A 14,837-nucleotide genomic window follows, 5' to 3' on the forward strand; every position below is an offset into this window, starting at 1 on the left:
AACTTTTGTTTTCACAGGAATATATTCAAATAATTCTCCTATATCTTCATTAATCATTCTTATACATCCAGAAGATACATAACCTCCTATTGAAGATGGGGATGAATTCCCATGGATCCCATATCCCCAATGTTCCTCTATAGATAGGCCTAACCACCTTTTTCCTAAAGGATTATTGGGGGCTCCTCCTTCTATTGGTGTAAACTTACCACCCATTCCACCCCAATAAGGATTTTTTGCTTTATTAATAATGGTAAATTTATAATCAGGAGTTGGAGATGAAGGTTTACCTACTGCTACAGGATACTTTTTATATACCTTTCCACTTTTATAGACTGTTAATATCTTTTTCGTTTTATTTATAACTATAAACCACCTATCATCCTTAACTTCCTCTGGTATTATATCTATTATTTCTTTGTCCTTTTCTTTTAAAGCCATATTAGTCTCTTTTCCAATTATTCCATCTACTGATAAATTATTTTCTGCCTGAAATTTTAAAAGAGTATTCCTTTGCTCTACCTGAGCCCCATTAAACCCTTTACTAATATATTTTTCCAAAGGCTCTTCACCTAGTGCATCTTCCCCATAACTTATTGTATTAATAAAAAATAACATCACTATTAGTAAAACTTGTACCTTAATTAGGGCCCTACTTTTTTTCAATTTAATGACACCCCTTTACACATAATTTCATCATTGATTAATATTATTCTTTAATCTATATTCCTCTTTTTATATCCTATTCATCATAAGTAAAGGAGTATACTATTTTTTATAAATTTTGCCATAAAAAAACGTTATCAATTTTCAAGAAATTTAATACTCGAAAATTGATAACATAGTTTTGTTTTTTATTTATTATTTTTAATACCAATATATATTATTTTGTACTTCTGCTTTAGGACCTAATTCTACATCTTTTAAAGCCCACTTTTTAAATTCATGAAAGCCTGTTCTATCTATTATATATCCTATATGCTCTTTTCCTCCTGGAGCATCTTTATCAATATATTCTTCTATAAAATCATAAGTATTTAAAATTATTTTTATAATACTTTCTTCGTCTACCCATTTAATAAATTCCCTTGCAAGTCTTGGATTTTTCTTTCCTGTTCTACCCATTATTATAAGTTTATAATACTTCTCCTCACTTCTTGTCCAGGCAGACATAGGACATTTGTCTACACATTCTCCACAACCAATACATTTTTCTGGATCTCTTACTACTTTGTAATTTTCAAAGGATAAAGCTCCTGTTACTCTCTTTTTACAATTGTCAACACAAGCCTCACAGCCTATACATCTATTATAATCGTATTGTGGCTCCGTCATACCTATTATACCAAAATCTTGCATTGCCGCTTTAATACAATCATTAGGACAACCTGTAAGAGCAACTTTTACATGAAAATTATTAGGAAAAATTGCATCCTCTATTTTTTTCGCAAAGTTTGTTGTATTATAATTAGCAAAAGGACATACATTGTTTCCTATACAAGCTGATACATTCCTAGTCCCAGAAGCTGGATAACCTGTATTAGGATCAACTTGATTTATATTTAACCCCTCTATAACTGGTTGAAGAGATTTATTTACTTCATATACATACTCCATTGGTATACCTGGTATTTCAAAACCTTGTCTACTGGTTATATGGAGAGTACCATTTCCATATTTTTCTGCAATTTCTTTCAATATTGCTAAATGTTCTGCCTCAATATGCCCTCCTGGCACCCTAACTCTTGCAGCAGTTTTTCCTCTTTCTTTTGTTACTCTAAAAGCATTCTTTTTAAGACGACCTGTATTTATATCCATTATATACACCTCCTAATCCACAAGTTTCTCTGCTTTTTTATAGTTAAAAACTGGTCCATCTAAACAAATATAAGTATCATCTATTTTACAATGGCCACATTTCCCTATTCCACAACACATTTTTCTTTCATAAGAAACCCAAATATTTTCTTTCTTAATACCTCTCTTTAAAAACTCCTGAAGAGTAAATTTTAACATCATAGGTGGTCCTACTACAACCACATTGGCTTCTTCTACATTTTTAATATCTATATCCTCTATAAATTCCGTTACAAGCCCTACACTTCCGGTATAACCTTCATCACCTTGGTCTACTGTAAGTATTGTATCCATTTCATTCTTCCATTTTTCAAAATCATCCTTAAACAAAATATCTGATGGAGATTTAAACCCACTTATTAAAGTTAATTTTTCTACTTTATCTTTGTTTTCAGAAAAATAATCTACTATTCCTTTAACAGGAGCTAAACCTGTACCTCCTGCTGTAACTATAACTTCTTTCCCTTCAAATAACTCTAAATCAAAACCATTACCATAAGGTCCTCTTATAAACAAATATTGACCTGGGAAAAATGTATGAATTACATCCGTAACCTTTCCAACTTTTCGAATAGTTAAATCAATAAAATTTTCCCCTATTCCACTTACTGATATAGGTGCTTCCCCATATCTAGGAATTGACACTTGGAAAAACTGTCCTGGTTTCACATCTCCTTCATACTTTATTCTAAAAGTATAATCTATATCGGTATGAGGTATTATGTCTAGTATTTTTGATTTATAAGGTAAATAAATATTGTTTTCCATTTACCTTCCCTCCTTTACTTCATTATTTAATTTGTTTACACAATTAGAAAATGAAATATATTCAGGACATGCATCATCACAACGGCCACACCCTACACACATGTGATAACCAAATCTCTTATTGAAATCATAGATTTTATGCATAACCTTAAACCTCATCCTATCTCCTTGATCTCCACGAAAATCAAATCCACCAGCTACCTCACTGTAACCATCTATTTGACAAGATGCCCATACCCTTCTTCTTTCTCCAACATTTTCATTGTCACTATAAAATATATCTTGCATAGAGAAACAGGAACAAGTTCCACAGACTGTATTACACCTACCACAAGCTATACATCTAGAAGTATATTCTTTCCACATAGGTGAATCAAAAATATCTGTATTAAGGTTATCTGGTATTTTTACTTCTATTTCATTTTCTTCAACAAATTTTGGAGATACTTCTATATCAATACCCCCATCAAAGTAAGAAGAAAATTCATCATCTTTTACTTTTATTAATACATTATCATCTTCTCTTTTAATAAACATAGAATAATTATCAGTCTTATTAGTCTTCATACTTACACAGAAGCAATTTTCAAAACTCTTTTCACATTCCATAAGTATAAACTTGACTCTTTCTCGATATTGTTTATAATATGGATCTTCAAAATTCCCATTATTTAAATAAATTTCATCTAATCTTTTAACTGCATGAATATCACAACTTCGTAAAAAGACTAATATTTTTTTCTCATTTATTTCTGGTTCCGTCACTTTATCCTCTGTAAAATAAAATAAAGTTTGAGTGATTGGAATTAATACTTCTTTTGGTGAATAATAAGTTTTTTTATTAAATTCTATTTCTTCTATACTAGATATTTCATCATATCTAACTAGGTCTGTATCTGAAAATCTTCCTTTGTTTTTAAAAACCTTAGGAGCATATACTACGTAATCCTTTTTTAATTCACATAATACATCATTAAATTCATTTAATCTTAAAGAAACCCCCATTTTAAACCTCCTCTAATCTTTTATTTTACCTTTGGCTATATACCAATAAACCCATCCTATAAAAATAGCTCCACCTATAAAATTGCCAATAGTTACAGGTATAAGGTTTTTAAATATACCCGCTATAGAAATACCACTATTGGGTAACATAAAAGCTATAGTTATTAAAGTCATATTTGCAATACTATGCTCCATTCCAATAGTTATAAATGCAAATAAACACCAAAATATCATTATAAGTTTTGCTGTTTCATTTTTTAGTTTGAAGAAACACCAAACAGCTAAGCATACAAGCATATTACAAAGTATTCCTCTAATAAGTAGTGGAGTAAACCCTGCATCAATTTTTGCTTGAGAGCCACTTATTATAAAATCTGCCACGCTTTCTGTAGGAAGTTTAGATTTTACATATAATATAGCAAGTAATATGCTACCTAAGAAATTACCTATATAGCTATATAGCCAAACTTTTAAACTTCCTTTCCAACTGACTTTTTTGTTTAATGAGCCTACCATCATTATTAAATTATTCCCTGTAAAAAGCTCAGAGCCTGCTACTAGTACTAGGCTTAATGCTATACCAAAGGATACTCCCATTAAAATTTTAGTACTAGGAGTACCTGTATGTTGTAAAAATCCCCCAATAGTAAAAATTAAAAGTATTCCAAACCCTACATAAATACCAGCTAGCATTGAGGACATTATGTACCCAAGGCTATTTTCTTCTAATAAATTTTCTTTGTTTTTAGCTATAGATGCTAAGTTATCAATTTCTTCACTAAACAATAATCACACCTCCAACCTTTGATTATTTATAAATTAACATATGAGAAGAAAAAAGGCTGTGATAAAAATCACACCCCTCTAAAATAAATTGATAACTCATCTCTGTTTTTAACAACTATTTTATTATTCTTATATTGAATTAGTCCACATCTTACAAAATCATTAATAGCCCTTGAAACGGTTTCCCTAGTACTTCCTAACATATCTGCTAAATATGTCACACTTAAATTTAAATCAATTAAAACCCCTTCTTCTATATCTACACCATAATCTCTACTTAATTTCCATAGTTTTGCCGCCAATTTTTTATCCATCCTAATGGGAATTATATTTTTTAATTGTCTATAAAGCCTTCTGTTTTTCTTAGAAATAGAATTTATTATTTTTTTAGTTAGATTAAAATCTTTGCTCATAATATATAGAAGAGCGTCCTTGTCAATTTTAAGTACCTCACTATCTTCAAAAGCTTCACAACTTATTGAAGATGGAAGATCATCAAATATTACCTCATTAACTATATCCCCTTTATCCAATAAAAATATGATTCGTTTTTGACCTATCTCAGATAATTTAAAAAGGGTAACCTTTCCCTTTAACACTATGTATATATAATCCATTTCATCCTGTTCAAAAAATAATATATCCCCTTCCTTGAATTTCTCTATAAAAGATTTCTGAGCTAAATAATTTATATATTCGGTTTGTACGCTGTAGAATAAATTTAATTTTTTAATTTTCTTCTTTAATTTTTTAGTCATAAAATATTCGCCCCTTTTTTACTTTTAATCTATATTCCCTTAGACAAACTTTATTCACAATTCTTCTATAAAATCATATTCTATAATGAGTAGCAAATACCTCAGCATATGTACAGGAGGTGTAAATTATGGTAGATAATCTTGGTGGCCGTAGAGATTGCGGTGATTTTGATGATTCCTTACTATTCTTCTTCTTACTATTAGTAGTTTTATTCTGTAATTGTGGTAGATACTAATAGTCTTTTCTAAATCGGGGCATATGCCCCGATTTATCTATATATTATCATATTTATATTGTATCTCCTTTTTACAGATGCTGCAATTTAAAGAATATCTTCATTAAAAATTAGACTTTATTGTTTAAATCTTTTAATAATGGGTAAATATTAAGTGTTATTATAAAAGAAAAGGGGGACACATATGTTCGGAATACCAATAGAATTAATTTATCTTCTCACTCTATTGGCTACTATTACAATAGTTTTTGTTTTATTTAAAAGACCTATATATGAAGCTATGTTTATAGGTTACATAGTTATGGTAGTGGCGATGGGAAGATATGATAAATTAACAGAATATTTAATCAAACCTTCGACAAATACTTTATTTTATGCTATAGTAGCTTTTTTATCTTTAGCATTTATTTTTGGAAAAACCAATGTTGTCGAAGATATTATTGACTTTATATTATCTTTAGTAGGTCGCTTTAGAGGTGGCGCTGGATATGTGAGTTTGTTATCTAGTACCTTTATGGCTGCATTATCAGGAACTGGCCCAGGTAATGTTGCAGCAACTGGTGTTTTTACAATACCTACTATGATTCATACTAATTTCCCTAGGGCATTAGCTGCAACTGTTGAAATGTCTGCAAGCTCTTTAGGCCCTATGATTCCTCCATCTGGTACTATTTTACTAGCCTTCGGAGTTCTTGATCAAATGTATCCTAACACTTATACTTTAGCCCAATTTTGGATGGCAGTATGGGGAGTAGCTATCTGGTTTATAATTCAACGAGTAGTTACATTATATATCTTATGTCTAAAATACAAAGTAAGTCCTGTTCCTAAGGAAGACATACCAAAAGTTTCAGAAGCTTTAAAAAAAGGCTGGAAAGCTTTATTAGTGCCGGTAATAATTTTTCTACCTTTATATTTAGATTATAAATTTGGCTCTACTTTCTTTAAAGAAAGACTTGGAGAGGCTGGAGCAGAAAGTTTTTCAAGTTCTGTAATATTATTTACTCCTGGAATAGCAGCTATTTATTCTTTGATCATAAGTAGAGATAGGATTTCTGGAGGATTAAAGATAAAAAATATTTTAGAAATATTTAAAGCAGGTGTAGTTCAAATAACTCCTGTTGCGGCAACTGTGTACTTTGCCTATTCTATTTCTTATCTAATGGGAGATGCAGATATCGGTACTGCCATAGGGGAATTTGTTCAATCTTTTAATATGACGAAACTACAATTAGCAATATTTTTCCCTATATTTACAGCATTCCTAGGTATGATTTTACCAGGCTCATCCCAAATAGCCATCTTTGGTACAGGCATATTAGGCTCTCTCGCCGCATTAGGTACTAATCCTTTACTAGTTGCAGCAATATTACCAGCAATAACTGGTGCCTTAGAAGGTATGACACCGCCCTTAGCTCTTGCCATGTATACAGCTATGGGGATTGCCGATTCCGATATAATTGAAACATCTAAACTAGCCTTAACCTGGGTATTAATACATCTTGCATTAGCTATAATCATACTTGCAGAACTTTTACCAGTATTATTCATATAGGAGGATGGAAAATGAAAAATAAAGTACAAGAGGTTTTAAGTTGGCTTTTTAGCCTTTTTATAATAATAGCTATTCTAGGTGGGGGAATTATTTTAGCCATGTTTATTATTGCTATGATTGTAGGTGGAGATACTGGAACAAAACTGGCTACCTCAGCCTCTGATATAGTAATGCCCTATTTTATTAGAGCCGCTGCTATAGCAGTTTTAGCTGGGTTAATAGTAATATACACTAACGACTCTCATTCTCTTTCACTTAAAAACTCAAATAAGGATAACTCTTAACTTACACTTAAGACTTCTATAAAAAGTTGACACTATAAAAATATAGTGTCAATTTTAATGTTTTATTTTCTTTATAGACTACTTACTGATTATTACTTCATTTATTTTTTGCCTAGAATAAACATGAATTAAAAACAGAACACTAATTGATAATAATTATCATTTACAATGTGGATGTTTTGTAGTATAGTATTTATATAATTGGCTTTAAATTATCGCGGCAAATATATAATATGGAGCTGATAATTTTGGCAAAAATGATGGGACCTAGATTTAAACAATCTAGAAGATTAGGATTAAATGTATGTGGCCATCCAAAAGCCATGAATAGGGCTAATAAGGGCAATTCAAGAGATGGTCAAAAACTTTCAAACTATGGAATGCAACTTCTTGAAAAACAAAGATTAAGAGCATACTATGGTGTAATTGAAAAACAATTTATAGGATATGTGCGAGAAGCTAAAAAATCTGATGAACAAACAGGTACAGCATTAGTAAAAATATTAGAATCTAGATTAGATAATTTAGTATATAGATTAGGTTTTGCTTCCTCAATAAGACAAGCTAGACAAATGGTAGTTCACGGTCATATCCTAGTAAATGACAAAAAAATCAATATACCATCTTATAGAGTTAATGTAGGAGATATTATTTCTTTAAAGGAACAATCTAGAAATGTTGAATTGTTTAAAGAAAACTTCCTTTCTTCTACTATTGTTAATTACCCTTATTTAGAAAAGGATGAAGATAATTTTTCTGGCAAGTTCACAAAAAGTCCTAATAGAGATGAAATTCCTATTGAAATTGATGATCAATTAGTCGTTGAATATTATTCAAGACTTATTTAAAAAAATCGGCACTATGAATTCACAGTGCCGATTTTTTAATTTCTTTTTTAATTTTTTTATTCTTCTTTTACTAATACTTCGCTATTCTTTAATATTTGCTTAGTCCTATTTCCATCTCCTAAAGAATCTAAATATACTATTTCGGTAGGCTCTATTTTTATTATTTTTAGGTAATCCTCTTCATAATCAAGTCTATAAGAATCTGGATAATATTCTTTTGCTTCATTAAATAATTCTACATTATCTAAACTTGTAGTTGCTTTTCCAAAAATTTGTACCCCTTTTATTTGCCTATAATTAATATAGTCTGTATTCACTAGTAGACAAACATTTGGATTATTAGCTATAAATTTAAATTTATCTCCTCCAGCAGAAATTATGTATATATCTAAATTCTTTCCAACAAAGTATTGGACAGGACTACTTCTTGGAATACCATTCATACATGTAGCTAAAGAACCATTCTTATGTTCTTTTAAAAACTCTAAAACATTATCTTTTAATTCTTGAACTCCCATTTTTTCTTCCATATACTCCTCTCCTCCCAATATTAAATCATAAAATCCTATTAACAATAGAATTATAGTTAATAATAAACAATTTAATTCTATTATTTAGCTATTAGATTAAAAATATACAAATTAATAAAACTTAATTAAAAACTAATATTAATATACATTTTTAATAATTATAGCCTACGAGTAACACTTTTTAATACCTAGCATAATTTATATAGAGTCTTAATTTACTTATTGGGAGGTGTAATCATGACTGATACTAATAGGGGCGGACTATTTAGTAATATATTAGGAGATGACTGTGATAATAGTTCAATACTCTTTTTCTTTTTGCTTTTAGTGGTTATATTCTGTAGCTGTGATCGCTGGTAACATTTTATAAGTATATTGCATAGGTTATACTAAACCTCTAAACTCCACTATGTTACCACAGCAGGGGGGTGTGATTATGACTGACATGAGTTGTGACAGAAGACATCAAGGATGTGGATTTGACGATTCATTACTTTTCTTCTTCTTATTGTTAGTAGTTTTATTCTGTAACTGTGATAATATGGGATACTAAACCAGTATAATAAGCCGAGGATAATCCTCGGCTTTTCCACTGTATAAAAATTACAAAATAAATACTTAATCATAGAAAATAGTGTAGAAGAAATTCATTATAAAAAATATAAATAAGCAAAATAGTGGCAAAATAAAAAAACGCCATATGAAATGGCGTAGTTATCAATAGTGAGTAAGTCTGTAAGCCGAGTTCTGTCTTAGATGATCATCTATCTATGACCTATTGTTGCCAATAGGTTCCTGCGACCTACCATTAGAACAACAGCAAGCAACTGTCTTTTTTGTTCATTCTTGGTCTTGCTCCGGATGGGGTTTACATAGCCAACTAGTTACCTAGTTGCTGGTGAGCTCTTACCTCACCATTCCACCCTTACCTAGTTAAATTACTAGGCGGTATATTTCTGTTGCACTATCCTTAGGGTTGCCCCCACTGGGAATTACCCAGCATCCTGCTTTGTGGAGCTCGGACTTTCCTCATGTAAAAACACGCGATCATCCAACCTACTCATATTATCTTTTATCATCATCGTAAATATAATATAACATAAAATAATATGATTTGCAAAGGTATTACATTACTACATTACCCTATTTTTCTAAATACAATATTCTACCACAGTTTTCACAATACTGTAATTCTTCATCCCTTTTAAGGTTATCTATTAAATAAGTTGGTATTATCATATTACAACCATTACATCTGTGTTCTTCAACCTTTGCCATAGCAAAAACTTTATTCTTTTTTAACATATGGTATTTCTTATATAATACTTCATCAATCTCTGTAGAAATTTGGTATACATCATCCATTTCCTGACGTATTTTTTCTCTAATTTGATTTGTCATCCTATTATATTCATCCTTATTTTTTGCAAATTGAAATTTCATTTTATTACATTCATTTTCAATATGAGAAATATCTTTTTTTATATTCTCAGCATATTCCATTAAATATATAATGTCAAATTCTAACTCATTTATATGTTCTTTTAAGCTTTTACTTTCCTCAGCCATGTAATTAAGCTGTTTTACATCGGTTACTGTTCCATCATAAAGGTTTTTTTCTACTTCTTTTAACTGAAAGGTTAATCCTTTTAGAATATTATCATTTTTTCTAAGTTTTTTATCTTTTTCTTCTAGTTCTAACTTTTTATCCTTTAATCTTTTATCTAAACTATTTAATTTTAGGGTTATTGTTTCAATAGATCCTTTTTTAGCTAGTTCTTCTAATTTTGCTTTAGTTTCCTTCAATTTTAAATCATGTTCTTGTAATTTCCATAAAAGCTCTAGTTGTTTCAATTTTACACCTCCATCTGTACTAATATAAGGTAACAGTCGGACTACTTTCTTTATGGATAATTACTTCAATTGAACCTTGTATATTAGAGTAAATGTAGTCTTTTATCTTTGGTAATATTATCTTCTCTGTATCATAGTGGTTTCCATCTACTACAATAAGACCTAATTGATGGCCTAATTGGGCATCATGATACTTAATATCTCCAGTTACATAAATATCAGCTTCTTTTTTATAAGCATCATATATAAAATTAGCCCCGCTTCCGCCACAAATAGCAACTCTTTTAATAGTTTTGTCCTTATATCCATGAACTCTTATAGGATTTACATCTAGTTTTTCTTTTACCAAATCTAAAAAATTTTTTAATAGCATTTCTTCTATATTTCCTACTCTTCCATATCCATATTCCTTATTCTTATTTTTTAAAGGATAAATATCATAAGCTACTTCTTCATAGGGATGGGCTTTTATCATTTTATTTATGACTTTCTTTAGGTTTTTTTCTTCTACAATTGTTTCTATTTTAATTTCATTCACTTTTTCTAGTTTATTAGTTTCACCTATGAAGGGGTTTGTGCCTTCTCTAGGCATAAAGGTTCCAAATCCTTCGGAATTATAAGTACAATGACTATAATTCCCTATCCATCCGGCATTAGATTCTCCTAAAACATTTCTAATTTTATCTGCATAACTTTCTGGCACGCCTACTGCTATTTTATATAAAGGCTCGATATAAGAAGTACTAAGTACTTCTGCATCTTCTAACCCCAATAATTCTGCAAAGGTATCATTAACCCCTCCAATAGCTAAATCTAAATTTGAATGGGCATTGTATACGACTATCTCTTCTTTTATAATATCATATATTAATTTCTCTTTATAGCCTGTTGTAGTAATTTTCTTTATAGGTTCAAAAATAATGGGATGATGGCTAATAATCATATCCGCCTTAATTTCCTTAGCCTTCCTTAGGACTTTATTATCTAAATCTAAAGCTAGCAAAATCTTTTCAACTTTTTTGTTTGGATCCCCTATTTGAAATCCTGTATTATCCCAGCTATCAATTAAATAAGGTTTAGCCCAATTATCTAAAATTCCAATAATTTCTTTAGCCTTTAACACACATTAGCACCTCCTTATATTTTTCAATTTCCTCTGTTAGCGCCTTCATTCTTTCTTTACTTTTTAAGGTAGTTTTATCCTCTATTTTATCTAATATATTTTCTGCAAGTTTTATTTTATAGTTAATAAATTCTTCTAATAATGGATCTTTATTTTCCACAAGTTTTTTTCCTATATCAAAATAAATATCTTTTTCTATATAACCTTTACCATGCTTTGTATAGATTACTTCATAAAATTTTTCTCCTTCTTTAACAAGCCTTTCATCTAATATTTCAAAATTATTATTATATAAATACTCTCTCAATTTATTTGAAGCAACCATAGGCTGTAATATAAAATGTGTAATAGTTCTAGAAATATTCTTTCTACTTTCTAATATATCAGCTATAAGAAGTCCTCCCATACCCGCAATAATTGCTGTATCAGCTTCAAAAGATTTTAATACTTCAAACCCATCTCCAATTCTTGTCTCTATCTCATTTTCAAGTTTTAAACCCTTTATGTAATTCTTACCCTTATTTAAAGATTCCTCACTAATATCTGTGGCTATTACCTTTTTACTTATATTATTCATTATTAAATAGGCTGGTATATAGCCATGATCGGTTCCTATATCTATTGCTATTGAATTTTTAGGAACAAAATTTGCTATAGTTAGTAATCTATTAGATATGTTCATATTTTTTCTTCCTCTCTAAATAAAATAAATAAAAATATACAATAAAATAATGAAGATTAAAGACTCGCTCTTTTAGCGAATCTTTAATCTACTCTAAAAAATCTTTAAGTGTCTTGCTTCTGCTAGGGTGTTTAAGTTTTCTTAAAGCTTTCGCTTCTATTTGTCTTATTCTTTCCCTAGTAACGTCAAATTCTTTTCCTACTTCTTCCAAAGTTCTAGCTCTTCCATCATCAATTCCAAACCTTAACCTCAATACTTTTTGTTCTCTTGGGGTTAAGGTTTCTAAAACTTCCATAAGTTGTTCTCTCAACATGGTAAAAGTTGCTGCGTCTACTGGAGCTTGAACCTGTTCATCTTCAATAAAATCGCCTAATTGACTATCCTCTTCTTCTCCTATAGGAGTTTCCAATGACACTGGTTCCTCAGCAATCTTCATTATATCTCTAACCTTTTCTATTTCTAAATCCATCTCTGATGCTATTTCCTCAGGATTTGGATCTCTACCTAGATCTTGAACCAACTGTCTTTGAACTCGTACAAGTTTATTAATGGTTTCCACCATATGGACAGGAATTCTTATTGTCCTTGCTTGATCCGCAATAGCCCTAGTTATAGCTTGACGTATCCACCAGGTAGCATAGGTACTAAATTTATAACCTTTTTTATAATCAAATTTTTCTACAGCTTTCATAAGACCTAAATTACCTTCCTGAATTAAATCTAAAAATAGCATTCCTCTTCCAACGTATCGCTTAGCAATACTTACCACTAACCTTAAATTTGCTTCTGCCAACTCTTTCTTTGCTTCTTCATCGCCTTCTTCCATTCTTTTTGCCAATGCAACCTCTTCCTCTGCTGTAAGAAGTGGAATTTTCCCTATTTCCTTTAAATACATCCTAACGGGATCGTCTACATTTGTTCCTTTAGTAAGGGGTATACTTACCTTTTTATTTTTAGACTTTTCTTTATCCTCTTTAATTTCAATATTTTCTTCATATTCATTTTCATCTATTATATCAATACCTATATCTTCAAATTTTTCATATATATCATCTATTTGTTTAGAACTCAAGTCAATTTCCCCTAAACAGTCCATAATCTCTTTATAGGTAAACATGCCCCTCTTTTTACCTTCATCCATTAGTTTCTTAATTGCTTCCATCTTCTCTTCCTTAGTTTTTTTTGCATTCTGAGTCATTTAAACTCCCTCCCTTCAGCAAAACTATGAATGTAGTTTCAACTCCCTGTCTATTTTTAATAACTTCAGGCTCAATTCCTTTAATATCTTAACATCTCCTTCATCCTTTTCTTTCTTATTATCTATATCATGGATTTTTTTCATAATATTTTTTCTCTGAATCTTAAGTTTAGAATAATTTATAGTATCAATTAAATCTTCAATTAATTTATTAACAGAATCATTTGGTATAATAATGTCCATATTTAGTATTTCTATTACATTATCAATGTCTATACCTTTTGTACCCTTTAAATTTTCTACCAAATAATCTTTTTCTATAATATTTTCTTCTTCATACAAATCATATACAAGATTGCCAATCTCTCTACATTCTAAATTCATGAAATCCTTAGGCTTTATTAAAACATTAACCTTATTATATATATCCTTATTTTCAATAATTAACTTTATTAAACTTTTCTCCGCATTTAAATGAGCTGCCTCTAGAACAGATTCTACAGGGTTTATTTCCTTTTTAGTATTTCTATAATTGCTCTTACTATACTTATTCTGTGGTTTTTTTTGGATATTTATATTTCTACCATAAACTTCATTTTTAATAGCTTCTTTTGCTATCCCCGTATCCATAGAAACCTTATCCACATATGCATCTAGCTCAATAGGACTTTTTACTTTCTTAAGAACTTTAGCAATGTTTTTAGTAAACATTATCTTTTCTTCTACTATATCTAGATTATATTTTCTTTTATTTAAAAAGATTGTATAATCAATATAATTTAGGGCCTTGTCAATTAACTCTTCAAATTTGTCCTTTCCATATTTGTTGATATATTCATCAGGATCTTCCCCTTTAGGTAGTAAAATTATCTTTGCATTTATATTTATCTCCTTGAAAATGTTAATTGCTTTAAATGCAGCCTTAAGTCCTGCTTCATCAGAATCATAACATATATATATATTATCCCCATATCTTCTGAGTAACCTAGCTTGATTTTTTGTAAGAGCAGTTCCTAAGCTTGCAACTCCATATCTAATTCCATTATTAAATAAGGAAATAACATCTGTATATCCTTCTACTAAAACCACCCTTTCCCTTTTTGAATACTTATTAGCCAAATTAAGACCATATAAATTATTCCCTTTTATAAATATTAGTGTATCTGGTGAATTTATATACTTAGGCTTTGAATCATTAATAACCCTTCCACCAAAACCTATTATTCTATTTTTAGTGTCAAAAATAGGAAACATTATTCTGTCTCTAAATTTATCATAATATCCATTACCTTTTTTCCTTTTAGATATTAATCCAGCCTTTTCTATATCTGTTTCTTCATATCCTTTACTTAA

The 14,837-nt window shown here is 29.8% G+C and carries 16 protein-coding genes and 1 other RNA gene; 4 read left to right on the plus strand and 13 right to left on the minus strand.

All coding sequences use genetic code 11. The features are described 5' to 3' along the window. The 6 genes from VK071_00510 to VK071_00535 form a co-directional block, all read right to left on the minus strand. Positions 1 to 666, minus strand: a 666-nt coding sequence (locus VK071_00510; GenBank protein ID HLR33797.1) for a L,D-transpeptidase, incomplete at its 3' end; no start/stop codon positions are given. Between the two features lie 201 nt (positions 667 to 867). Continuing rightward, a complete protein-coding gene (gene asrC, locus VK071_00515) occupies positions 868 to 1,818 on the minus strand; it encodes a sulfite reductase subunit C (protein HLR33798.1) in 951 nt (316 codons plus the stop codon). 12 nt (positions 1,819 to 1,830) lie between these two features. Then, complete coding sequence (gene asrB, locus VK071_00520) at positions 1,831 to 2,625, minus strand: anaerobic sulfite reductase subunit AsrB (GenBank protein ID HLR33799.1); 795 nt, start codon at positions 2,623 to 2,625, stop codon at positions 1,831 to 1,833. Beyond that, positions 2,626 to 3,630: an anaerobic sulfite reductase subunit AsrA gene (gene asrA, locus VK071_00525; protein ID HLR33800.1), complete on the minus strand. Its 1,005-nt coding sequence runs from the start codon at positions 3,628 to 3,630 to the stop codon at positions 2,626 to 2,628. Between the two features lie 12 nt (positions 3,631 to 3,642). Beyond that, complete coding sequence (locus tag VK071_00530) at positions 3,643 to 4,416, minus strand: formate/nitrite transporter family protein (GenBank protein ID HLR33801.1); 774 nt, start codon at positions 4,414 to 4,416, stop codon at positions 3,643 to 3,645. Between the two features lie 68 nt (positions 4,417 to 4,484). Further along, a complete protein-coding gene (locus tag VK071_00535) occupies positions 4,485 to 5,174 on the minus strand; it encodes a Crp/Fnr family transcriptional regulator (GenBank protein ID HLR33802.1) in 690 nt (229 codons plus the stop codon). Between the two features lie 420 nt (positions 5,175 to 5,594). On the opposite strand from VK071_00535, the gene VK071_00540 reads away from it, so the two are divergent. The 3 genes from VK071_00540 (at position 5,595) to rpsD (ending at position 8,097) form a co-directional block, all read left to right on the plus strand. Next, positions 5,595 to 6,965, plus strand: coding sequence for a TRAP transporter large permease subunit (locus VK071_00540; protein ID HLR33803.1), 1,371 nt, complete (start codon positions 5,595 to 5,597; stop codon positions 6,963 to 6,965). A gap of 11 nt (positions 6,966 to 6,976) precedes the next feature. Continuing rightward, positions 6,977 to 7,249, plus strand: coding sequence for a hypothetical protein (locus VK071_00545; GenBank protein HLR33804.1), 273 nt, complete (start codon positions 6,977 to 6,979; stop codon positions 7,247 to 7,249). 248 nt (positions 7,250 to 7,497) lie between these two features. After that, entirely contained in the window at positions 7,498 to 8,097 is a 600-nt protein-coding gene (rpsD, locus tag VK071_00550; protein HLR33805.1) for a 30S ribosomal protein S4, read from the plus strand. Between the two features lie 56 nt (positions 8,098 to 8,153). Here rpsD and VK071_00555 read toward each other — a convergent pair whose 3' ends face one another. Continuing rightward, on the minus strand, positions 8,154 to 8,627 hold the full coding sequence (locus tag VK071_00555; GenBank protein HLR33806.1) for a pyridoxamine 5'-phosphate oxidase family protein: 474 nt from the start codon (positions 8,625 to 8,627) through the stop codon (positions 8,154 to 8,156). Positions 8,628 to 8,864: 237 nt separating this feature from the next. On the opposite strand from VK071_00555, the gene VK071_00560 reads away from it, so the two are divergent. Further along, positions 8,865 to 8,987 carry a hypothetical protein gene (locus tag VK071_00560; GenBank protein ID HLR33807.1) on the plus strand — a complete coding sequence of 41 codons (123 nt, stop codon included), beginning with the start codon at positions 8,865 to 8,867 and terminating at the stop codon, positions 8,985 to 8,987. Positions 8,988 to 9,347: 360 nt separating this feature from the next. Here VK071_00560 and rnpB read toward each other — a convergent pair. The 6 genes from rnpB to VK071_00590 all read right to left on the minus strand — a co-directional run. Then, an RNA gene (rnpB, locus tag VK071_00565) (RNase P RNA component class A) lies at positions 9,348 to 9,690 on the minus strand. Positions 9,691 to 9,770: 80 nt separating this feature from the next. Next, positions 9,771 to 10,481, minus strand: coding sequence for a C4-type zinc ribbon domain-containing protein (locus tag VK071_00570; GenBank protein ID HLR33808.1), 711 nt, complete (start codon positions 10,479 to 10,481; stop codon positions 9,771 to 9,773). A gap of 19 nt (positions 10,482 to 10,500) precedes the next feature. Beyond that, positions 10,501 to 11,604: a Nif3-like dinuclear metal center hexameric protein gene (locus VK071_00575; protein ID HLR33809.1), complete on the minus strand. Its 1,104-nt coding sequence runs from the start codon at positions 11,602 to 11,604 to the stop codon at positions 10,501 to 10,503. Beyond that, positions 11,591 to 12,286 carry a class I SAM-dependent methyltransferase gene (locus VK071_00580; protein HLR33810.1) on the minus strand — a complete coding sequence of 232 codons (696 nt, stop codon included), beginning with the start codon at positions 12,284 to 12,286 and terminating at the stop codon, positions 11,591 to 11,593. The genes VK071_00575 and VK071_00580 overlap by 14 nt, the downstream gene beginning before the upstream one ends. A gap of 88 nt (positions 12,287 to 12,374) precedes the next feature. Next, positions 12,375 to 13,484, minus strand: a complete 1,110-nt coding sequence (rpoD, locus tag VK071_00585) for an RNA polymerase sigma factor RpoD (GenBank protein HLR33811.1) — start codon at positions 13,482 to 13,484, stop codon at positions 12,375 to 12,377. Positions 13,485 to 13,508: 24 nt separating this feature from the next. After that, a partial coding sequence (locus VK071_00590) for a toprim domain-containing protein (GenBank protein ID HLR33812.1) occupies positions 13,509 to 14,837 on the minus strand: 1,329 nt, incomplete at its 5' end.

Source organism: Tissierellales bacterium, from assembly GCA_035301805.1.
Taxonomy (GTDB): Bacteria; Bacillota; Clostridia; order Tissierellales; family DATGTQ01; genus DATGTQ01.